Annotated in this window: 21 protein-coding genes; 12 read left to right on the plus strand and 9 right to left on the minus strand. The window is 73.8% G+C overall.

What is annotated here, in order from left to right:
- Positions 1 to 59 precede the first annotated feature (59 nt).
- The 8 genes from LPC08_RS07350 to LPC08_RS07385 all read left to right on the plus strand — a co-directional run bounded on the left by LPC08_RS07350 (position 60) and on the right by LPC08_RS07385 (position 9,165).
- Positions 60 to 845 (plus strand): IclR family transcriptional regulator, encoded by a 786-nt coding sequence (locus LPC08_RS07350; protein ID WP_230452053.1) that lies wholly within the window; start codon positions 60 to 62, stop codon positions 843 to 845.
- Positions 842 to 1,837, plus strand: coding sequence for a thiamine pyrophosphate-dependent dehydrogenase E1 component subunit alpha (locus LPC08_RS07355; protein ID WP_230452054.1), 996 nt, complete (start codon positions 842 to 844; stop codon positions 1,835 to 1,837). Before LPC08_RS07350 ends, LPC08_RS07355 begins: the two co-directional genes overlap by 4 nt.
- Positions 1,837 to 2,829: an alpha-ketoacid dehydrogenase subunit beta gene (locus tag LPC08_RS07360; RefSeq protein ID WP_230452055.1), complete on the plus strand. Its 993-nt coding sequence runs from the start codon at positions 1,837 to 1,839 to the stop codon at positions 2,827 to 2,829. Before LPC08_RS07355 ends, LPC08_RS07360 begins: the two co-directional genes overlap by 1 nt.
- Positions 2,826 to 4,583 carry a thiamine pyrophosphate-binding protein gene (locus LPC08_RS07365; protein ID WP_230452056.1) on the plus strand — a complete coding sequence of 586 codons (1,758 nt, stop codon included), beginning with the start codon at positions 2,826 to 2,828 and terminating at the stop codon, positions 4,581 to 4,583. Before LPC08_RS07360 ends, LPC08_RS07365 begins: the two co-directional genes overlap by 4 nt.
- A 67-nt stretch (positions 4,584 to 4,650) precedes the next feature.
- The gene (locus tag LPC08_RS07370) at positions 4,651 to 5,667 is read left to right on the plus strand and encodes a TRAP transporter substrate-binding protein (protein ID WP_230453009.1); all 1,017 of its coding nucleotides are present in this window, start codon (positions 4,651 to 4,653) and stop codon (positions 5,665 to 5,667) included.
- Complete coding sequence (locus tag LPC08_RS07375; protein ID WP_230452057.1) at positions 5,664 to 7,547, plus strand: TRAP transporter large permease; 1,884 nt, start codon at positions 5,664 to 5,666, stop codon at positions 7,545 to 7,547. The genes LPC08_RS07370 and LPC08_RS07375 overlap by 4 nt, the downstream gene beginning before the upstream one ends.
- 23 nt (positions 7,548 to 7,570) lie before the next feature.
- The gene (locus LPC08_RS07380) at positions 7,571 to 8,347 is read left to right on the plus strand and encodes an SDR family NAD(P)-dependent oxidoreductase (protein WP_230452058.1); all 777 of its coding nucleotides are present in this window, start codon (positions 7,571 to 7,573) and stop codon (positions 8,345 to 8,347) included.
- Complete coding sequence (locus LPC08_RS07385; protein ID WP_230452059.1) at positions 8,338 to 9,165, plus strand: hypothetical protein; 828 nt, start codon at positions 8,338 to 8,340, stop codon at positions 9,163 to 9,165. The genes LPC08_RS07380 and LPC08_RS07385 overlap by 10 nt, the downstream gene beginning before the upstream one ends.
- Before the next feature lie 66 nt (positions 9,166 to 9,231).
- Here LPC08_RS07385 and LPC08_RS07390 read toward each other — a convergent pair whose 3' ends face one another.
- Genes LPC08_RS07390 through LPC08_RS07400 form a run of 3 tightly spaced genes read right to left on the minus strand, consistent with a single transcriptional unit; the run spans position 9,232 to position 10,673 of the window.
- A complete protein-coding gene (locus LPC08_RS07390) occupies positions 9,232 to 9,435 on the minus strand; it encodes a hypothetical protein (protein ID WP_230452060.1) in 204 nt (67 codons plus the stop codon).
- Positions 9,436 to 9,472: 37 nt separating this feature from the next.
- On the minus strand, positions 9,473 to 9,877 hold the full coding sequence (locus LPC08_RS07395; RefSeq protein WP_230452061.1) for a DUF423 domain-containing protein: 405 nt from the start codon (positions 9,875 to 9,877) through the stop codon (positions 9,473 to 9,475).
- Positions 9,878 to 9,881: 4 nt separating this feature from the next.
- Entirely contained in the window at positions 9,882 to 10,673 is a 792-nt protein-coding gene (locus LPC08_RS07400; protein WP_230452062.1) for a hypothetical protein, read from the minus strand.
- Between the two features lie 187 nt (positions 10,674 to 10,860).
- Here LPC08_RS07400 and pip point away from each other — a divergent pair, with 187 nt between their 5' ends.
- Both pip and LPC08_RS07410 read left to right on the plus strand, forming a co-directional pair.
- The gene (gene pip / locus LPC08_RS07405) at positions 10,861 to 11,823 is read left to right on the plus strand and encodes a prolyl aminopeptidase (protein ID WP_230452063.1); all 963 of its coding nucleotides are present in this window, start codon (positions 10,861 to 10,863) and stop codon (positions 11,821 to 11,823) included.
- 139 nt (positions 11,824 to 11,962) lie between these two features.
- Positions 11,963 to 13,024, plus strand: coding sequence for a sensor domain-containing diguanylate cyclase (locus tag LPC08_RS07410; RefSeq protein WP_230452064.1), 1,062 nt, complete (start codon positions 11,963 to 11,965; stop codon positions 13,022 to 13,024).
- An 18-nt stretch (positions 13,025 to 13,042) separates the two neighbouring features.
- On the opposite strand, the gene LPC08_RS07415 is transcribed toward LPC08_RS07410, so the two are convergent.
- From LPC08_RS07415 to LPC08_RS07430, 4 genes are read right to left on the minus strand one after another with little or no spacing between them, the layout of a single operon-like run.
- Positions 13,043 to 13,744 (minus strand): ABC transporter ATP-binding protein, encoded by a 702-nt coding sequence (locus tag LPC08_RS07415; RefSeq protein WP_230452065.1) that lies wholly within the window; start codon positions 13,742 to 13,744, stop codon positions 13,043 to 13,045.
- A gap of 1 nt (position 13,745) precedes the next feature.
- Positions 13,746 to 14,504 carry an ABC transporter ATP-binding protein gene (locus LPC08_RS07420; RefSeq protein WP_230452066.1) on the minus strand — a complete coding sequence of 253 codons (759 nt, stop codon included), beginning with the start codon at positions 14,502 to 14,504 and terminating at the stop codon, positions 13,746 to 13,748.
- Positions 14,501 to 16,339 carry an ABC transporter permease gene (locus LPC08_RS07425; RefSeq protein WP_230452067.1) on the minus strand — a complete coding sequence of 613 codons (1,839 nt, stop codon included), beginning with the start codon at positions 16,337 to 16,339 and terminating at the stop codon, positions 14,501 to 14,503. The genes LPC08_RS07420 and LPC08_RS07425 overlap by 4 nt, the downstream gene beginning before the upstream one ends.
- Before the next feature lie 3 nt (positions 16,340 to 16,342).
- Positions 16,343 to 17,578 (minus strand): ABC transporter substrate-binding protein, encoded by a 1,236-nt coding sequence (locus LPC08_RS07430; RefSeq protein WP_230452068.1) that lies wholly within the window; start codon positions 17,576 to 17,578, stop codon positions 16,343 to 16,345.
- 324 nt (positions 17,579 to 17,902) lie between these two features.
- Here LPC08_RS07430 and LPC08_RS07435 point away from each other — a divergent pair, with 324 nt between their 5' ends.
- Positions 17,903 to 18,514 carry a flavin reductase family protein gene (locus LPC08_RS07435; protein WP_230452069.1) on the plus strand — a complete coding sequence of 204 codons (612 nt, stop codon included), beginning with the start codon at positions 17,903 to 17,905 and terminating at the stop codon, positions 18,512 to 18,514.
- A gap of 16 nt (positions 18,515 to 18,530) precedes the next feature.
- On the opposite strand, the gene LPC08_RS07440 is transcribed toward LPC08_RS07435, so the two are convergent.
- The gene (locus LPC08_RS07440; RefSeq protein ID WP_230452070.1) at positions 18,531 to 18,917 is read right to left on the minus strand and encodes a DOPA 4,5-dioxygenase family protein; all 387 of its coding nucleotides are present in this window, start codon (positions 18,915 to 18,917) and stop codon (positions 18,531 to 18,533) included.
- A gap of 83 nt (positions 18,918 to 19,000) precedes the next feature.
- Complete coding sequence (locus LPC08_RS07445; protein ID WP_230452071.1) at positions 19,001 to 19,738, minus strand: hypothetical protein; 738 nt, start codon at positions 19,736 to 19,738, stop codon at positions 19,001 to 19,003.
- Positions 19,739 to 19,864: 126 nt separating this feature from the next.
- Here LPC08_RS07445 and LPC08_RS07450 point away from each other — a divergent pair, with 126 nt between their 5' ends.
- The gene (locus LPC08_RS07450) at positions 19,865 to 21,037 is read left to right on the plus strand and encodes a M20/M25/M40 family metallo-hydrolase (RefSeq protein ID WP_230452072.1); all 1,173 of its coding nucleotides are present in this window, start codon (positions 19,865 to 19,867) and stop codon (positions 21,035 to 21,037) included.
- The last annotated feature ends 2 nt before the right edge of the window (positions 21,038 to 21,039 follow it).

Consider the following 21,039-nt stretch of genomic DNA (forward strand, 5'->3'; position numbering starts at 1 on the left):
ATCGAATCGGCCAAATTCGGAAAGGCGGCGCCGACCGCCTCCGTGGAGGAAGCGCAGGCGTGCAGGATGCTGCCGTCAAGACCGTCGACCGCATCGCCGCGATCCTGCGCGCCCTCTCGGCGCATGGGCCGGCCGGGTTGCCGCTGACCGAGCTGGCGGAATCCGCCGGCCTCAGCCGCCCGACCGCGCACCGCCTGCTCGGTGCGTTGTCCGAGGTCGGCTTCGCCTTCCAGGACCTGTCCACCCGCCGCTACCGCCTCGGTGCCGGGGCTGCCGAAATCGGCCGCCACGCCTGGCAGCAGCATGTCGCCGCCCTGGCGCAGCCGGCGCTGGAGCGGCTGGCGGCGCTGACCGGGGATACCGTCTTCGCCTCGGTGCAGGAGGGCGGGGCCGCCGTCTGCGTCGCCCGCGCCGTGGGTGAGTATCCGATCCGCACGCTGACGCTGAACGTCGGCGACCGCCGCCCGCTGGGGGTGGGGGCGGGGAGCCTCGCCCTGCTCGCCGCGCTGCCGGAGGCGGAGGCGACGCAGAGCCTTGCCCGCAACGCCGAATGGCTGGCGCAATTCCCCGGCTTCGGGGCGGAGGCGCTGCCGGCCCTGGTCGCCCGCACCCGCGCGGAGGGCCATGCCTGGAACGAGGGCCGCATCGTCGCGGCGATGAACGCGGTCGGCGTAGCGCTGCCGGCGCGGGCGGGAAGTTCGCCGGTGGCGCTCAGCCTCGCCGCCATCCGCGACCGCATGGGGCCGGAACGGCGGCCGGAACTGGTCCGCGCGCTGCGCGCCGAGGCGGAGCGGCTGCGCGACATCATGGGAGAGACGGGTTTGCGGCAGGAGGATGCGGCGTGAGCGCGCCAGGAAATCTCGATCGCGGCCGGCTGCGCGCGCATCACCGGATGATGTGGCGCATCCGCGCGCTGGAGCAGGCGGCGCTGCGCGGGCAGGACGCGAAGGTGGTGCTGGGCGCCATCCATCCCTCGATCGGGCAGGAGGCGGTGCCGACGGGCGTGATCTCCCGCCTGACGCGCGAGGACCTGCTGCTCTCCACCCATCGCGGCCATGGCCATACCCTCGCCAAGGGCGCCGAGCCGGGAGCGATGATGCGCGAGCTGTTCGGCCGCGAGGGCGGCAATTGCGGCGGCAAGGGCGGCTCCATGCACATCGCCGATTTCGGCGTCGGCATGCTGGGGGCGAACGGCGTCGTCTCGGCCAACATCGTCATCGCCGCCGGCGCCGCGCATGCGGTGAAGCTGAAGGGCGAGAACCGCGTGGTCGCCTGCTTCTTCGGCGACGGGGCGACCAATCGCGGGCCCTTCCTGGAAGGGCTGAACTGGGCGGCGGTGTTCCACCTGCCCGTACTGTTCGTCTGCGAGGACAATGGCTACGCCGCCACCACCCGCACGGCGACGATGACGGCCGGGCCCGGCCCCTCCGCCCGCGCCCGCGCCTTCGGCATCCCGGGCGAGGAGGTGGACGGCAACGACGTGCTGGCGGTGGAGGAGGCCGCGGCGCGGCTGGTGGCCGCGATCCGCGCGGGGGAGGGGCCGCGCTTCCTGCACGCCCACACCTGGCGTGTCACCGGCCATACCGGCGTGGACCCGGCCGCCTATCGCACCGCCGAGGAGAACGCGGCGCATGCCGGGGACGACCCCATCGCCCGTGCCCGCGAGGTGCTGCTGGCGGCAGGCGTCGCGGCGGTGGAGCTGGAGGCCGACCGCGCGGCCGCGGAGGCGGAGATGGCCGCCGCCTACGACGAGGCCTTCGCCGCGCCCTTCCCCCCGGCGAGCGTCGCCTTCACCGACGTGCAGGATATCGGCAGCCCGGCGGAGGTCGCCTTCTGATGCCCGTGATCACCTATCTGGATGCCGCCCGGCAAGCCCTGGCCGAGGAGATGCGGCGCGATCCCACCGTCTGGGCGGTGGGCGAGGATCTGGGCCGCGGCGGCGTCTTCGGCCAGTATCGCGGGCTGGTGGCGGAGTTCGGCGCCGACCGCATCTCCGACGCGCCCATCTCGGAATCCGCCATCATGGGCGCCGCCGTCGGCGCGGCGATGATGGGCACGCGGCCGGTGGTGGAGATGCGCTTCTCCGACTTCGCGCTCTGCGCCATGGACGAGCTGATCAACCAGGCGGCCAAGGCGCGCTTCATGTTCGGCGGCCAGACCCGGGTGCCGCTGGTGGCGCGCGAGCCGATCGGCATGTGGCGCTCCTCCGCCGCGCAGCATTCGCAGTCGCTGGAGAGCTGGTACGCGCATGTCCCGGGGCTGGTCGTGGCGTGCCCTTCCACGCCCGCGGACAACAAGGGGCTGCTGAAGGCGGCGATCCGTTGCGACGACCCGGTGGTCTACATGGAGCACAAGAACCTCTGGGGGCTGGAGGGCGAGGTGCCGGAGGACCCGGACTTCACCATCCCCTTCGGCGAGGCGCGGCTGGTGCGGGAGGGTGAGCACGCGACCATCGTCTCCTGGTCCGCCCAGGTGCATGTCGCCGACCGCGCCGCCGCGCTGCTGGCCGAGGACGGTATCCGTGCCGAGGTGATCGACCTGCGCACCCTCTGGCCCTGGGACAAGGCGGCCGTGCTGCGCAGCGTGGAGAAGACGGGGCGCCTGCTGGTCACGCACGAATCCGTGGCGGTGGGCGGCTTCGGCGCCGAGGTCGCGGCGAGCGTGGCCGAGCACGGCGCGGCCTTCCTGCGCGCGCCTGTCCGGCGCCTGGGCGCGCCGCGCACCAACATCGCCTATGCGCCGCCCGCCGAGGATGCGGTGCGGGTGGGCGCGCCGGCCATCGCCCAGGCGGTGCGCGAGATGATGCGGAACGGAGACGCCCGCCGATGAGCGACAACGAGATGCCCTCCAACGAAATGCCCTCCAACGAGATGAGCGGCGGCGAGGCCATCGCCCGCATGATCCAGGCCTTCGAGGGCGGGCCCATGTTCGGCATGGGCGGCTTCCAGCTTCTGCCCTTCTACGACGCCGCCCGCCGTCTCGGCCTGGAGCACCACCTGATCAACGACGAGCGCGCCGGCGTCTTCGCGGCGGATGCCTATGCCAAGGTCTCCGGCCGGGTCGGGCTGGTGGATGCGACGCTGGGCCCGGGGGCGACCAACCTCGTCACGGGACTGGTCGAGGCGCTGAACGCCGGCACGCCGATGGTGGCGCTGGTGGGCGACAGCCATCGCGACCACTCCTGGAAGAACATGACCCAGGAGAGCCGGCAGGTGGACATCCTCCGCCCCGCCGCGAAGGAGGTCATCCGCATCGAGAGCCCGGCCCGCATCCCGGAGCTGATGCGCCGCGCCTTCGCCGTCGCCACCACCGGCCGTCCCGGCCCGGTCGTGGTGGACGTGCCGGAGGATGTCTGCCACGCCACCCACGGCTATGCGGACGACGCCTTCGCGGTCGATCCGATCTACCGCGCCGCCCCCGCCCTGCGCTGCCGCCCGGATGCGGCCGGCGTCGCGAAGGCGGCGGCGCTGCTGGCCGAGGCGAAGCGGCCGCTGGTGCTGGCCGGCGGCGGCGTCCACCTCTCCGGCGCGGCGCAGGTGCTGAGCGATCTGGCGCAGGCGCTGAACCTGCCGGTCGCGCACACGCTGACGGGCAAGGGCGCCATCGCCTGCACCGATCCGCTGAGCGCCGGGCTGTTCGGCCGCTACGACCGCATCGCCAACCGGCTGATCGAGGAATCCGACCTGCTGCTCGTCGTCGGCTGCAAGCTGGGCGAGATCGCGACCAAGCGCTACTCCGTGCCGGCGGCGGGCAAGCGCATCATCCATCTCGACATCGTGGCGGAGGAGATCGGGCGCACCGCCCGGCCGGAGCTCGCCCTCTGGGGCGATGCGAAGGAGACGCTCGCCGAGATCGCGGCGATGCTGAAGGACCGGGCGCCCGCCATCCGCGAGCGGCAGGAGGGCTATGCCGGCCTGGTCTCCTCGCGCATGGCGGAGTGGCGGGCGGGCGTCGCGGACAAGTACGCCTCCGAGGAGGTGCCGGTCAGCATGGCGCGCCTGCTGGGCGAGCTGAACCGCGCCCTGCCGGAGGACGGCATCCTGATCGCCGATGGCGGCTTCGCGGCGCATTGGGGCGGGCTGCTCTTCGACACGAAGCGGCCCGGGCGCTGCTTCGTCCCCGATCGCGGCTTCGCCTCCATCGGCTACGGCCTGCCCGGCGCGATGGGCGCGGCGCTGGCCGCGCCCGGCCGCGCGGTGGTGGCGCTGACCGGCGATGGCGGCTTCAACATGATGCTGGGCGAGATGGAGACGGCCCGGCGCATGGGCCTCTCCTTCACCGTCATCGTCGTGAACAACGCGGCGTCGGGCTACGTGAAGGCGTTGCAGCACCTGATGTACGGCGCCGGCAGCTACCACGCCTCCGACCTGGCCGAGACGGATTACGCGCGCATCGCCCAGGCGATGGGCTGCCGCGGCATCCGGGTGGAGCGGCCGGGCGATCTCGCCGATGCCCTCGCGCAAGGCATGGCCGGCCAGGGGCCGACGGTGCTGGACGTGGTGGTCACGCGCGACCCGGCCAAGATGCTGCCGGGCGTGGACAACCGCACGGTGCAGGTGAAGAAGGGCGACCGGGTGGCCTGATCGATCGGGGGCGACCGGGCACCAAAAGCCCGGCGCCTCATGGGAAACGGACAAGGGAGTGACGGGTATGGGTATGGTGATCGGGCGGCGCGCCGCCCTGCTGGGCGGTGCGGCGCTGGGGACGGGGGCCTTCGCCATCGGCAAGGCCCGGGCGGCGGCGGATTTCAGCTACAAGTTCGCCACCAACGTGCCGGCGACGCATCCGCTGAACGTGCGGCTGCAGGAATCCTTCGACCGCATCAAGAAGGACAGCAACGGGGCGCTGGAGATCACGCTCTTCCCCAACAACCAGCTCGGCGCGGACACGGACGTGCTGAACCAGCTGCGCTCCGGCGCGGTGGAGTTCTTCACCCTCTCGGGCGTGATCCTCTCGACCCTGGTGCCGGTCGCCTCGATCAACGGCATCGGCTTCGCCTTCAACGACTACGACACCGTCTGGAAGGCGATGGACGGCGAGCTGGGCGCGCATATCCGCGGCGAGATCGCCAAGGCGAACATCGTGGCCATGGACCGCATCTGGGACAACGGCTTCCGCCACATCACCATGAGCACGCGGCCGATCCGCACGCCCGACGACCTGAAGGACGTGAAGATGCGGGTGCCGGTCAGCCCGCTCTGGACCTCGATGTTCCGCGCCTTCGGCTCGGCCCCGGTGAGCATCAACGCCGCCGAGATGTACTCGGCGCTCCAGACCAAGATCGCCGAGGGGCAGGAGAACCCGCTCGCCGCCATCTGGAACACCAAGATCTTCGAGGTGCAGAAGTACCTCGCCCTGACCGGCCACATGTGGGACGGCTACTGGCCGCTCGCCAACCGCCGCGCCTGGAACGCCCTGCCCAATGACCTGCGCGCGATGGCGGCGAAGCACCTAAACCAGGGAGCGCTGGACCAGCGCGCCGACCTCGCCGTGCTGAACACCAGCCTGCGCGCCGACCTCGAGGGCAAGGGCATGCTCTTCAACGAGGTGAACAAGGAGCAGTTCCGCAACCGGCTGCGCCAGGCGGGCTTCTACGCCGAGTGGCGCGGCCGCTTCGGCGATGCGCCCTGGAAGATCCTGGAGAAGTTCGCGGGCGGGCTGCAGTGAGCGCGCCGGCCGCGGCCGCCGTCCCGGGCCGGACGCCGACCTCGGCGCTCGGCGTCGCGGCGCGGCGCCTCGACACCCTCCTGGGCACGGCGGTCGAGGCCGCCTCGGCCGTGCTGGTGCTGGTGCTCGTCGCCCTGCTCTTCGCGGGCGTGGTGGCGCGCTACCTGCTGCACGTCCCGCTGGTCTGGTCGGACGAGCTCTCCTCCATCCTCTTCCTCTGGCTCGCCATGTTCGGCACGGCGGTCGCGCTGCGGCGCGGGGCGCACATGCGCATGACCGCCTTCATCGCCAACGTCTCGCCCCAGACCCAGGCGGCGCTGAACACGGTCGCCATCGTCGCCTCCGCCGCCTTCCTGGTGATGCTGGCGGAGCCCGCCTGGGAGATGATGCTGGACGAGCTGCCGGTGGTGACGCCGGCGCTGGAGATCTCCAACGCCTGGCGCCTGGCGGCGATCCCCGCCGGCTTCGCCCTGATGCTGGTCTTCGCGGCGCTTCAGCTCCTGTCCGTGGCGCGGCCGGCGGTGGTGCTGCTGGCCATCGCGGTCGCGGCCGTGCTGGTGGCGGCGGTGCTGGGGCTGGGGCCGGTGCTGCGGCCGCTGGGCAACTGGAACCTCGTCCTCTTCTTCGTCGGCGTGATCGCGGCGACGGTCTTCGCCGGCGTGCCGATCGGCTTCGCCTTCGGCCTCGCGACGGTGGGCTACCTGGCGCTCTCCACCCGCGTGCCGCTGGCCGTGGTGGTGGGGCGGATGGGCGAGGGGATGTCGCACATCGTCCTGCTCGCCGTGCCGCTCTTCGTCTTCCTCGGCGCGCTGATCGAGATGAACGGCATGGCCCGCGCCATGGTCCGCTTCCTCGCCGGGCTGATCGGCCACGTTCGCGGCGGGCTCTCCTACGTGCTGCTGGTGGCGATCTACCTCGTCTCGGGCATCGCCGGCTCCAAGGCGGCGGACATGGCCGCCGTGGCCCCGGTGCTGTTCCCGGAGATGCGCGAGCGCGGCTCGAAGCCCGGCGAGCTGGTGGCGCTCCTCGCCGCCTCCGGCGCCATGTCGGAGACCATCCCGCCCTCCCTGGTGCTGATCACCATCGGCACGGTCACGGCCGTCTCCATCGCGGACCTGTTCACCGGCGGGCTGCTGCCGGCGGTGGTGCTGGCGCTCGCCATGGCCGTGGTGGTGTGGTGGCGCGCCCGGGGCGACGACATGTCCGGCGTGCGCCGCGCCACCAAGGCCGAGGTGCTGCGCAGTCTCTGGGTCGCTATTCCCGTGCTGCTGCTGCCGCTGGTGATCCGCTTCGCGGTGGTGGAGGGCATCGCCACGGCCACCGAGGTCTCGACCATCGGCATCGTCTACGGCGCGGTGATCGGGGTGCTGTTCTACCAGCGCATCGGGCTGAGGCGCCTGTATGACGCGCTGGTGGGCACGGCGACGCTCTCGGGCGCGATCCTGCTCATCATCGGCACGGCGACGGCCATGGCCTGGGCGCTGACGCAATCCGGCTTCTCGCGCCAGCTCGCGGGAATGATGGAGGGGCTGCCGGGCGGGGCCGTGACCTTCATGGCGATCTCCGTGGTCGCCTTCATCATCCTGGGCAGCCTGCTGGAGGGCATCCCGGCCGTGGTGCTGTTCGGCCCGCTGCTCTTCCCCATCGCGCGGGATCTGCACATCCACGAGGTCCACTATGCCATCGTGGTCATCCTCGCCATGGGCATCGGCCTCTTCGCCCCGCCCTTCGGCGTCGGCTACTACACCGCCTGCGCCATCGCCAAGGTCAGCCCAGATGCGGGGATGCGGCCGATCGTCGGCTACCTCGTCGCGCTGACCATCGGGCTGATCGTCGTCGCGGCGGTGCCCTGGTTCTCCATCGGGCTGCTCGCACGATGACGGAGCCGGCGGGACGCGGCCGCATGGCCGGCAAGGCGGTGCTGGTGCTGGGCGCCGGCTCGGACGGCCCGGGCTGGGGCAACGGCAAGGCGGCCGCGGTGCTCTATGCGCGGGAGGGCGGCCGGGTGGCGGCCGTGGACCTTCGCGCCGAGGCGGCGGAGGAGACGGCCGGGCTGATCCGGGCCGAGGGCGGCACCGCCCTCGCGCTGACGGCGGATGTCACCCGCTCCGACCAGGTCGCGGCCGTGGTGGAGCGGACGGTGGCGGAGTTCGGCGGCATCGACGTGCTGCACAACAACGTCGGCGTCACCATCATGGGCGACCCGGTGGAGCTGGGCGAGGAGGCGTGGCGGCGCGGGCTGGACCTGAACCTGACCAGCGCCTTCCTCGCCTGCAAGCACGTGCTGCCGGTGATGCTGCGGCAGGGGAGGGGGGCCATCGTCAACATCTCCTCGCTCGCCGCGCAGAGGATCACGGATTATCCATACTTCTCCTATTATGCGGGCAAGGCCGGGCTGGACCATTTCACCCGGGCGCTCGCCATCCGCTACGCGGCGAAGGGCATCCGGGCCAATGCCGTGCTCCCCGGCGTCATCGACACGCCGCTGATCTACAAGCAGATCAGCGGCCAGTACGGCAGCGTGGAGGAGATGGTGGCGGCCCGCGACGCGCGCAGCCCGACGGGGAAGATGGGCACCGCCTGGGACGTGGCGCAGGCGGCGCTGTTCCTGGCCTCCGACGAGGCGCGCTACGTCAACGGTGTCTGCCTGCCGGTCGATGGCGGATTGTCGTGCCTGTGACCTGGCGCTGGCACGGGCCGGGCGTCCTGGCCGCCGACACCATCACCAAGCTGCCGCCGGAGGCGGAGGGCGCGGTGATCGTCAGCGGCTCGCATGGCGGGCGCTACCCCGGCTGGCTCGCGGCGAAGGCCGGGGCGCGGGCAGTGATCCTCAACGATGCCGGGATCGGCTTCCAGGAGGCCGGGATCGGCTCCCTGCCCTGGCTGGAAGGCTTCGGCATCGCCGCGGCCACGATCGCCCATGACAGCGCGCCGATCGGCGACACGGCGGGGATGTTCACCCATGGCGTCATCAGCCGTGCCAATGCCCCCGCCCGTGCCGCGGGGGTGGAGGCAGGGCAGCCGGCGGCGGCGGCGGCGGAGCGGCTGCGCGCGGCGCCACAACGCCGGGCCTGGGTTCCGGAGCTGGGCGAGGAGCGGCGCGAGCATCCGGTGGCCGGTGGGACACGCCGCATCCTGCTGCTCGATTCCGCCTCGCTGGTGCGGCCGGAGGATGCCGGGCAGATCATCGTGACCGGCTCGCATGGCGGGCTGATCGGCGGCGACCCCGCGCTCGCCCTCCGCGTGCCGGGCTTCGCGGGCGTCTTCAACGATGCGGGCGGCGGCCCCGGGACCACCCGCCTGCCGGCCCTGGACGGGCGCGGCATCGCGGCCTTCACCGTGGCGGCCGCCTCCGCCCGGATCGGCGAGGCGGGATCGACCTTCGCCGACGGCATCATCTCGGCGGTCAACGAAACGGCCCGGCGCATCGGCGCGCGGGAGGGGTTGCGGGCCGAGCCCGTGCTGCTGGCCTGGGCACGCGGCAGAGCGGGCTCCTGAGGAACGGCGCCGCCCCGTACCCGCCGACGGGACGGGGCGGGGCGGTCCGACTGGGCCCCAGCGGCGTCAGCCTGGATCGCCGCGCCCGGACGGCGGTGCGGGGGCGGTGGCCTCCGCCTCGGGCTCGCCGCTCCACTCGTCGGTGATCAAGGCCTGTTGCCGGCCGATCTCCTTCAGCGCTTCCGGGCTGGGCGGGCGGGGGATGTAGCCCTCGGGTCCCCCGCTGCGGCTGGGCTCGGGCTCGCTTGCCGGCTGCGGCGTCTCGGCCATGACGTCCTCTCCTTCGGGCGGATGTCGCCCGGGAGGGTCAACGCGGCGGCGCGGGAAGGGTGTCGTCCCTGGACCGGCCGAGCGCCGCGACGGCCAGGGCCAGCCAGCCGAGCATCAGCAGGGTGCCACCCGCCGGCGCCAGCCGGCCCCAGGACTGGCCCGTCAGCGCCACGGACCACACCGCGCCGCAGAACAGCGCCATGCCGAGAAGGAAGGCGCCGCCGGCGACATGGGCCGCCCAGCCCGTCCGCCGCTCCGCCAGCAGGCCGGTGCCCAGCAGGGCCAGGGCGTGCCAGCCCTGCATGGTCAAGGCCTGGCCCAGCCGATGCGCCGTCACGGGTTCCGCCGCGGCCGGCGCATGCGCCGCCCAGGCCGAGAGGCCCACCGCCAGGCAGCCGGCCAGCGCGCCCGCCACCATCCACACCCTGCCCCCGCGCGGCATGCCGTCAGTCGCGCCGCAGCCAGCGCCGGAACCGGCCCCAGAGCCCTTCCCCGGTCGCGGCGGGCCGGTGGTGGCTCACATGCGGGCGGCGCGAGGGCGGCGGCAGGGCGGAGGCGACGGTGTGCCGGCCGTCATCCTGCGCCGTGATCAGCCGCGCCTCCAGGGCCAGGACCTGGGCGGCGGCCTCCGGCGGATGGTCCGCGCTCGCCGCCCGGGCGGAGGCGGCGGCATCGCCCCATTCCCCGGCGCGGCGCAGCGCATCGACCACGCGCACCGTCTGCTCGTGGTCCAGCGGCGGGCCGGCGCGCCACAGCGCCACCGCCTCCAGCCGCCAGGCGCGGGCCAGATCCGGCAGGCGCTCGTCATCCGCGATCCAGGCGGCCTGCAGCGTGGCCTCCGCCGCCGCATGCAGCGCGCCGCTTTCCTCCAGCACATGCGCCCAGCCCAGGAAGCGCCGGGCCAGGGGCGGGTGGCTGGAATCATTCACCAGGGCGCGGAAGGGCGCGGCCGCCACCGCCTGCGCCGCGGCGGGATGGGCGCGGGTGATGTCGGGCGCCGCATAGCCGCAATGGGGGCATTGCTGCAGCCAGCTCGCCATGGTGGAGCGCAACGGCTCGCCCGGGCGCAGGTCCAGGTCGGGCGCCTGTTCGGGTGGTTGGTGGCGGGGCCGCGGCTGCCGGCTCTCCGTGCCGCAGACGGCGCAGCGCAGGGCACCGGCGGCGCCGCCCGTGGCGGAGGCCGGCTTTGCCGGGGCCTGCGAGCCTTTGGCGCCGCGGGCGGAGGAAGGAATGGCCATGGAGGGAAATTAGGCGCTGCACCCGGCCGGGCGAAGGGGCGGATGCATGCCAAATCGTCCGACGCGGCGCGCGGTGCCCCGGGCCTGCCCCGGGGGAGCGTGTCCCGCTGCCGGCAGGGCCGCCCGGCGTGGCGTGACGGGCATGCCGGATTGCGCGCGGTCGCCGCTTCCTGCGACAACAGCGCGCATGCCGCGCGGCGACCTCTTCCCCGACATCGCTCCCTACGAGACGGGCCTCCTGCCCCTGGCCAACCAGGGCGGGGTGAACCACGTCATGTACTGGGAGCAGGTGGGCAACCCGCGCGGCCAGCCCGTCCTGTTCCTGCATGGCGGCCCGGGGGCCGGGGCCGGGGCGGTGCACCGTCGCTTCTTCGACCCGCATCACTGGCGCGTGGTGATCTTCGACCAGCGCGGCGCCGGCCGCTCGCGCCCGCTCGGCGAGCTGCGCGACAACACCACGCCACACCTGGTGCAGGACATCGAGACGCTGCGCCGCTTCCTCGGCATCGAGCGCTGGCTGCTCTTCGGCGGCTCCTGGGGCTCCACCCTGGCCCTCGCCTATGCCCAGGCGCATCCGGACCGGGTCGCAGGCTGCGTGCTGCGGGGCGTGTTCCTCGGCCGGCCGGAGGAGGTGGAGTGGTTCCTCTACGGGCTGCGCCGCGTCTTCCCCGACGCATGGGCCAGCTTCGCCGAGCACGTCCCGCCGGCGGAGCGGCACGACCTGCTGGCCGCCTACCTGAAGCGGCTGACCCACCCGGAGCCCGCCATCCATCTGGCAGCCGCCCGCGCCTGGTCGAACTACGAAGGGCTGTGCAGCACCTTGTTGCCCAGCCCGGAGACGGTCGCGAGCTTCGCGCAGGACCGCAGCGCCCTCGGCCTCGCGCGGATCGAGGCGCACTACTTCGCGCACGACCTCTTCTTGCCTGAGGGCGGGCTGCTCGCTGGCATGTCCCGCATCGCCAACATCCCGGCCGAGATCGTGCAGGGCCGCTACGACATGGTCTGCCCCGCGGTCACCGCCTTCGACCTCGCCGAGGCCTGGTCGCGCGCCCGGCTGACCATCGTGCCCGATGCCGGCCACAGCGCGCTGGAGCCGGGGGTGCGGACGGCGCTGGTCTCGGCCGTGGAGCGGTTCCGGCGGCGGGGCTGAGGCGCGGGCCGGGTCGCGGAACATCGATGCGACCGGCTGCGTAAGAATATCTTTTGCGGTGCAGCAAAGGCCGCTAGAAGCGGCCGGCGGTAGCCCGTGATGGCGGGATATGCTCCTCGCTTGCCCAGGAACACCGACCTTGCGCTATGCGCCACGACCCGGACTTGGCGTTCAGGTCGTCATCGATGCCTGGAACGGCTCCGCCGCCCCGTTCGTCGCGGAACCCAGGGGCGACGGGCGGGAACTGCTGGCCCACCCCATCACCCTGGACCATGTCGAACGGCTTCGGCCCGTCCTCCAGGGGTCCGCGCAGGCCATCGCCGTGAACGATCCGGACGGGCGGCTCGTCCTCTGCAACCGCCGCTACCACGAGGTGCTGCAGCTCCCGGACGCCTATCGTCAGGAAGGGGCCTTCACCTGGCCCGCGATCGACTTCCTGGCGCATCGGGGCGAGTACGGTGATGGCCCGCCGGAGCGGCACGCCACCTTCCGCAAGCGGGCGATCCTGGAAGGGCTGTGCTTCCAGCTGGAGCGGGACTCGCAGGCGCACCAGCGCCTGCTGGTGGGCGGCTGCCCCCTGCCCGGCGGCGGCTACGTCACCACGCTGACGGAGCTGCTGCCCGAGGCGAGCGTGGTGGACCCGGTCGCCGCCCTGCTCGCCGACCGATCCCGTGCCTCGGGGGAGCGGGTGCCTGTGCTGGGACAGCTGGTGGAGCATGACCCCCGCCTGGGCATTCCCAGCCGGGCGGCCTTCGACCGCATCACCCGCGTGTTGGGCGAGCTGCAGGACGGGCAGGCCAGCCCCGGCAGCCTGCTGCTCGTTGGCCTTGCCGGCGTGCGGCGGGCGGCATCGCGGCACGGCCACGAGGTGGCCGCGGAGCTGTCGCGCGCGGTCGTCGTGGCGGTGCGGTCCCGGCTGCGCCGGACGGACCTGCTGGCCTGCTACGAGGAGGCGATCCTGGCCATCCTCCTGCCCTGGACGCCGCCGAAGGGCGCGCTGGCACTGGCCCAGGCGCTCTCCCACCTGATGGCCGGCATCGCGCTCCCGGTCAGGGCAGCCGTGGCGCTGCCGGAGTCAGCAATCGGCGTGTCGCAGTGGCACCCCGCCGAAGCCGCCGTCGGCCCGGCCCTGCAACGGGCGGAGGCAAGCCTGCGCGAGGCGGAAGCCGCGGGGGCGGGCAGCATACGCTGGAGCAGCTAGGGCATGGCGCCGTCCGTATCACACCGCCAGGTAGCGGCGCCGCGCCGCCTCGTCCGCCTCCAGCGCCGCCATGCTGCCGGTCCAGACCACCCGGCCGCCCTCGATCATCACCGCGCGGTCGGCGATGCCCGCGGCGACGCGCAGGTTCTGCTCGGCCAGCAGCACGGTCAGCCCCTCCTGCCTCAGCGCCCGGATGGCGCGGGCCATCTGCTCGACGATCACCGGGGCCAGCCCCTCGCTGGGCTCGTCCAGCAGCACCAGGCGCGGATTGCCCATCAAGGTCCGGGCGATGGTCAGCATCTGCTGCTCGCCGCCGCTCATCCGCCCGCCCGGCCGGTTGCGCATGCCGGCGAGGTTGGGGAACAGGGCGAAGAGCTTCGCCGGCGTCCATTCCGGCGCGCCCGGCCGTGGCGGCTGGCGGCCGACCTCCAGGTTCTCCGTCACGGTCAGCTCCGCGAAGATGCGCCGCTCCTCCGGGACGTAGCCCAGCCCGGCCCGGGCGATGCGGTGCGGCTCCCAGCCCGCGATCTCCGCCCCGCCGAAGCGCACGGAGCCGGCGCTGGGGCGGACCAGGCCGATGAGCGTCTTCAGCAGCGTGCTCTTGCCCGCGCCGTTGCGGCCCAGCAGGGCGACCGCCTCGCCGGCCGCGACCTCCAGCGAGACGCCGTGCAGGATTTGCGCCCGGCCGTAATGGCTGTCCAGGTGGCTCACCGTCAGCATCTCAGCCCCCGCCGCCCGTGGCGTCGGTGCCGAGATAGACCTCCCGCACCCGCGCATCCGCCCGGATCGCCGGGCCGTCGCCCTCGGCGATCAGCCGGCCGTGGTCCAGGACCATGATGCGGTCGGCGACGCCGAAGACCACGTCCATGTCGTGCTCGGTGAACAGGACGGCCACCTCCCGCTCCAGCGCGAGGCCGCGCGTGAGGCGCATCAGCGCGGTCCGCTCCCCCGGGGCCATGCCGGCGGTGGGCTCGTCCATCAGCAGCAGGCGCGGCGAGCCGCCCAGGGCCACGGCCAGTTCCAGCCGCTTCAGGTCCCCATAGGCCAGCACCCCCGCCGCCCGCCCCGCCTGCTCCTCCAGCCCGACCGCGGCGAGCAGCGCCATCGCCTCCTCCGCGTGCCGGTCGGCCACCGGGCGCCAGAGGCCCCGGGCCTCGCCCCGGTGGGAAAGCAGCGCCATCTGCACGTTCTCCCGCACGGTCATCGAGCCGAAGGTGGCGGTGACCTGGAAGGTGCGACCGACGCCCAGCCGTGCCATCCGCCGCGCCCCGGCCCCGGTGACCGGCCGGCCGTCCAGCCGCACCTCGCCTGCATCGGGCCGCAACTGGCCGCCGATCAGGTTGAAGCAGGTGGACTTGCCGGCACCGTTCGGCCCGATCAGCGCCAGCACCTCGCCCGCGGCCAGGGCGAAGGACACCCCGTCCACCGCTGCCACCCCGCCGAAGGACTTGCGGAGGCCCGCCGCGACGAGCAGCGTCACGCCTCCCGCCCCCGCAGCCAGAGGCGCCGCGCGGCGCCGGCGATCCCCTCCGGGAAGGCGACGACCAGCAGGATGATCACCGCCCCCAGCACGAGGCGCCACAGGTCGGTGGCCCGTGTCAGCCAGTCGGCCAGGCCGGTATAGGCCAGGGCGCCGACGATGGGGCCGCTCATGGTCTGCACGCCGCCGAGCAGCACCATCAGCAGCGCCTCCACCGAATGCGGGATGCTGACGGCGGTGGGGAAGACCCCACCCTTGGCATAGGCGAAGACGGCGCCCGACAGCCCCGCCGCCGCCCCGGCCACCACCAGCGCGCTGATGCGCAACGCCCGCAGGTCCAGCCCGATCGCCTCCGCCCGCGGCGCGGAATCCCGCGCCGCCCGCAGCGCGTAGCCCCAGGGCGCGTAGAGCGCGCGGCGCAGCAGCAGCGTCGCGCCGAGGCAGAGCGCCAGGGCCAGCCAGTAGTAGGCGGCCGGGTCGCGCAGCGCCTCCGGCGGCCAGAGCCCCAGCAGCCCGTTGTCGCCGCCGGTCAGCTCCACCCACTGGAAGGCGATGGCCCAGACGATCTGGGCGAAGGCGAGCGTCAGCATGGCGAGGTAGACGCCGGACAGCCGCACCACCACCGCCCCGAACCCGGCCGCCGCCGCCGCGGCCGCGAGCGGCGCCGCCAGCAGGGCGAGCGGGAAGGGGGCGCCCAGCCCCTGCGCCGCCAGCCCGGCGGCATAGGCGCCGATGCCGAACCAGGCGGCATGGCCGAAGCTGGCCATCCCGCCCGGCCCCATCATCACGTGCAGGCTGGCGGCGAAGAGCACCGCCACCGCCGCATCGGTCAGCACGATCAGCGCATAGGGCCCGACCAGCAGCGGCGCGGCCATCGCGAGCATCAGGGCGGCGGCGCCCAGCGCGCGCAGGGCCGGCGGGGCGGGGCGGACCACCGGGGCGGGGGCGGGGGCGTGCGCCTCGGCCTGGGGCCGGCCGAGCAGCCCGTTGGGACGCAGCGCCAGGACCGCCGCCATGATGAGGAAGACCAGGACCAGCGTGATCTTGGGCAGCCAGACGATGCCGAAGGCCTGCAGCAGCCCGATCAGGATGCTGGCCAGGAAGGCGCCGGGCAGGCTGCCGAGCCCGCCCACCACGACGACGACGAAGGCATCGACGATCACGGCGAGGTCGATGTTCGGGTTGGCCGAGGCGCTGGGCAGCGACAGCGCCCCGCCCAGCCCCGCCAGCCCCGCGCCCAGGGCGAAGACGGCGGTGAAGAGCCGGCGCTGGTCCACGCCGAGGGCTGCCGCCATCTCGCGGTCCAGCGTCGCCGCCCGGACCAGGATGCCCCAGCGCGTCCGGTTCATCAGCAGCCACAGCAGCCCCAGCACCAGCGGCCCGACCCCGATCAGGATCAGGTCGAAGACGGGGAAGCGGCTGCCCGCGATCTCGACGAAGCCGCGCAGCCAGCGCGGCCGCGGCAGGGTCAGCTCCGTCGGGCCCCAGAGCCACAGCACGGCGTCCTGCGCCACCAGCACCACGCCGAAGGTGGCCAGCAGCTGGAACAGCTCCGGCGCGCGGTAGACGCGGCGGAGCAGCAGCACCTCCAGCAGCGCCCCGATCGCCGCCACCGCCAGCGCCGTGAGGAGCAGGCCCAGCGCGAACCACTCCGGCTCGCGCGGCAGCCGGGTGAGGATGCTCCAGCCGAGATACGCGCCGAGCATGGTCAGGCTGCCATGCGCGAAGTTCACGATGCGCGTGACGCCGAAGATGATCGTCAGTCCCGCGGCGACCAGGAACAGCGACGACGCCCCGGCGAGCCCCGTCAGCAGCGTCGGGACGAGGCCCTCCACGGCTCAGGCGTCGGCGGGGCGGAGCTTGCGGACGGCCTCGTCGGAGGGCAGCAGCGACTCGCCGGGGACGTAGCGCCAGTCGCGCATCACGCCCCGGCCCCGCTCCAGCGCCGTGGTGCCGACGAAGACGCCGAGCGTGCCCTGATGGTCGATGGGGCGGTAGCCGATCTCGCCCACCGGGGTGGCGAAGCGCACGCCGCGGAAGCCCGCGATCAGCCGGTCCACCTCCAGCCCGCCCGCCGCGGCCAGCCCGGCGACGATGGAGCGGATCAGCGCATAGCCGACGAGGGAGCCGCACATCGGCGTCTCGTTGAACTTCGCGCGGTAGGCGGCGACGTAGGCCTTGTGCTCGGGGGTCGCGATCGCCTCGCCGGGATAGCCGGTGACGATCCAGCCCTCCGGCGCCTCGTCGCCCAGCGGGTCGAGGTATTCCGGCTCTCCGGTCAGCATGGAGGCGACCGTGCGGCCCTCGAACAGGCCGCGCGTGTTGCCCTGGCGGACGAAGTTGGTCAGGTCGGTCGCGAAGAGCACGTTGAAGATGCCCTCGGGCCGGAGCTGCTCCAGCGCCTGTACCGTCGCGCCGGCGTCCACCCGGCCCAGCGCCGGCCACTGCTCGCCCACGAACTGCACGTCCGGACGCTTCTCGCCGAGAAGCTGCTTGAACCACTTCACCGCGGACTGGCCGTATTCGTAGTTGGGGGCGACCGTCACCCAGCGCTTCGCCGGGCGCTTCGCCGCCTCCTCCGCCAGGATCGACGCCTGCATGTAGGTGGAGGGGCGCAGGCGGAAGGTGAAGCGGTTGCCGCGCTCCCAGACCAGGGCATCGGTCAGCGGCTCCCCCGCCACGTAGAGGCGGCGGTTCTGCGCCGCGTACTCGCTGAGGGCCAGCCCGACATTGGAGAGGTAGGCGCCGGCCAGCACATCGACCTTGCGCTCGTTCAGCAGCTCGCCCGCCAGGCGCACCGCATCCTGCGGCCGGCCGGCATCGTCACGGGTGATCAGCTCCAGCTTCCGGCCCAGCACGCCGCCGGCCGCGTTCACCTCCTCGACCGCGAGGTTCATCGCGTTGCGATAGGGCAGGGTGAAGGCGGACTGGGTCGTGTAGCTGTTGATCTCGCCGATGCGCAGCGGAACCTCGCCCTGGGCGCGGAGCAGGCCGGGGCGGGCCAGCAGCCCGGCGAGGCCCAGGCCGGCGGCAAGCAGCAGGCGCCGGGTGGTCGGAAGGCGGGTCGGGCTCATGTCGTGGAATTCCCCGGTCTGGCACGGCGTGGCCATCCCGCCCCGCGGAACGCCCGGCTGGCCGCGCCGCGTCCCTTCCGAGGCAGCCTGGCGAGGCGGGCCGGCGGGGGGAGCGTGGCGGGCCATGTCGGCCCGGTGGGGCCGCAGGCGGCAGCGAAGGCGGTCGGGCACGGTCGCGCGCGGAAGCGGCGGCGACCATACAGGCAGGGATGCGCCCCGGTCCACGCGTCGGGCTCCACCCGTGCATGTCGCAAAGCAGCTACCGCCAAGCCGCGCCGCCGCGTATCCCTGGTCCTTTCGAGGATCGCCGGGGAGCGGGACGGCATGACCACGCATTTCTACGAGACGGCGCGCGGCCACGGCCTGCGGCACGATCCGTTCAAGGCGATCCTGGTGCCGCGGCCGATCGGCTGGATCAGCACGGTGGATGCCGGGGGCCGGGTGAACCTCGCGCCCTACAGCTTCTTCGGCGGGTTCAGCAGCCGGCCGCCCATCGTCGGCTTCTCCAGCGAGGGGCTGAAGGACAGCGCCCGCAACGCCGCGGCGACGGGGGAGTTCGTCTGCAACCTCGCCACCCGCGACCTGGCCGAGGCGATGAACCTGACCAGCGCGGCCCTGCCGCCGGGCACGGACGAGATGGAATTCGCCGGGTTGGAATCGGCGCCCTCCACCCTCGTGCGCCCGCCCCGCGTCGCCGCCACCCCGGCGGCGATGGAATGCCGCGTGCTGCAGGTGATCGCGCTGAAGGACCTGGAGGGGCAGGAGACGGGCGCTCACCTGGTGCTCGGCCAGGTGGTCGGCGTGCACATCGACCCGGCCTACCTGCGCGACGGGATCTTCGACACCGCGGCGGCCAGGCCCATCGCCCGCTGCGGCTACCGCGGCGACTACGCCACGGTGGAAAGCCTGTTCGAGATGGTGCGGCCGGTCGTCTGAGCGCCCGGCAGCAGGCTCAACCCGGCTCCTGCTCCAGCGTGCCGGGCAGGCCGCTGCCGTCCAGCGGCAGCACCTCGCCCATCCAGGCGGCGTGGCGCAGGTGGTCCGCCAGAGGGTTGTCCGTCTCCGGATGCAGCAGCACCACCAGCCCGCGCCGGTTGAGCATCAGCCAGGGCAGCAACGCCGGCAACAGCGCGGCCTCGAAGGCCAGCTGGAACATCGGCGCCGGGTGCGGCCCCACCGGCATGTCGCGCCAGCGGCCGATCCGGACGGCCGGAAAGGCGGCCTCCACCTGCGCGCGCAGCCAGGCGGCCCGGTCCCGCTCCGCCGGGTCCCGGTAGTAGACATGGGCGTGATAGTCGGTGATCGCCGCGGGATCGCGGGGGGTGGGGGCCTGGGCCATGGTCCTGTCCTTCGCCTGCCGGTACGGACGGCGCCGGGTGGGAGCGTCTCCCCGGCACCGGGCTGCGCGGCGCCCTCCCTGGGTTAGCCGCCGACCTCGGGAATCCGCTGGCGGCGCAACGGCCGCCAGGGCGGGGCCTCCATGCGGGTGTGCGCGGCCTGGAGCAGCAGCCGCGGCGCGCCGGGCAGGAGGGCGGAGCGGGGCGAGGGCCAGACCAGGAACGGGTTGGTGGCCAGCACGTCGCCGCGCTGGAGCGGCAGGCGCAGGGCCAGCCCGGCCTCCTCCATCGCTGCCAGGAAGGCGGGAGGCAGGGTGTCCGGCGGCTCCTTGGCGGGGTGCCAGCGCGCGGCGAAGACGCCCTCATGGGTGCAGAAGACGGGCGTGCCCGTGCCGGGGCGGGCCTCGTAGAGCGAGGCCAGCGCGGCGCGGTCGGCGGCCATCAGCGTGTTGTGGACCGTGGCGGCGGCGACCACCACCGCCTCGGCCGGCTCCGGCACCTGCAGCAGCAGCACGTCGCCGAAGCCGCTGGCCGCCTCCTCCGGCGCGACGGGCGTGCCCAGCTGGGACCCCAGCCGTTGCAGCAGCAGCGTGGGCTCGATCCCCTGGGGCAGGCCGCGGAGCAAAGCGAGGCCCTGGCGATGGTCGAGCCGGCCGGCCAGATCGGCCGCCAGCGCCTCCAGCCGTGGCGTGGCGACGCCCGGCCCGGCCTGCAGCTCGGCGGCGTGCTCCGCGCCCAGGGGGATCATGATCTCGCCGGCCCGCAGCGAGTCGCCGCGCCAGGCCATGTCGCCGAGCTGCGGCGTGATCCGGCGCGGGGGCACGCCCGGGGGCCGGGGGGCCGGAGGGACGGTCGGGGTGGAATCACTCATGCGCCGGGCAGGTTACGCGGGCACGGGGGGCCTTGCCCACTATCCGCCATCGGGCGGAGGCTGACCCCCATGCAACCCATGCCCGATGCCCCCTTGCCCATGGACGCGCTGGCCCTGGACATCCCCCTCGACGCCGTGCTCGCCCGGCTGCGCCGCTGGGTGGAGCAGGAGAGCCCGACCTTCGACGCGGCGGCCGTGGAGGCCATGATGGACCTCGCCGCCCGCGACCTGGCTGTGATGGGCGCCCGGATCGAGCGCATCCCCGGCCGCATGGGCTTCGCCGGCTGCGTCCGTGCCCGTCTTCCGCACCCGTCCGACCGCGAGGCCGGGGAGGTTCCCGGCATCCTGGTGCTGGCGCATCTCGATACCGTCCATCCGGTCGGGACCCTGGGCGTGCTGCCGTTCCGGGAGGAGGGCGGGCTCTGCTTCGGGCCGGGCCTGTGCGACATGAAAGGCGGCACGGTGCTGGCGCTGGAGGCGCTCGCCGCGCTCGCCCGGGCGGGCATCGCCACCTCCCGTCCGGTGACCGTGCTGCTGACCAGCGACGAGGAGGTGGGCAGCCCCTCCACGCGCGACCTGATCGAGGCGGAGGCGGCGCGCCACGCCGTGGTGCTGGTGCCGGAGCCGGGGCGCCCCGACGGCACGGCCATGGGCGGGGTGGTGACGGGGCGCTACGCCATCGCCCGCTTCAACCTGCGCACCACCGGGCGGCCGAGCCATGCCGGCTCGGCGCTGGGCGATGGGCGCAGCGCCATCCGCGAGATGTGCCGCCAGGTCCTGGCGATCGAGGCGATGACGACGGAGGCGTGCACCTTCTCGGTCGGCGTGGTGCGGGGCGGGCAGTGGGTGAACTGCGTCGCCACGCATTGCGACGCGGAGGCGCTGACCATGGCCAAGCGCCAGCCCGACCTGGACCGCGCGGTGGAGCGCATGCTGGGGCTGCGGCCCGAGGCGGGCGACGTGGCGCTGGAGGTCCGCCGCGGCGTGACCCGCCCGGTCTGGGAGCCGGATGCGGCGGTCCTGGCGCTCTACGGCAGGGCGCGCGCGATGGCGGAGCGGCTGGGCTTCGGCCTGGGCCATGCCAGCGCCGGCGGCGGCTCGGACGGCAACTTCACCGGGGCGATGGGGGTGCCGACGCTGGACGGGCTGGGCCTGATCGGCGCCGGCATCCATACGCTGAACGAGCATGTCCGGATGGACAGCATCCTGCCGCGCACCCGGCTGCTGGCCGGCCTGCTGGCGAGCGTCTGAGG

The organism is Roseomonas sp. OT10, from assembly GCF_020991085.1.
Taxonomy (GTDB): domain Bacteria; phylum Pseudomonadota; class Alphaproteobacteria; order Acetobacterales; family Acetobacteraceae; genus Roseomonas; species Roseomonas cutis.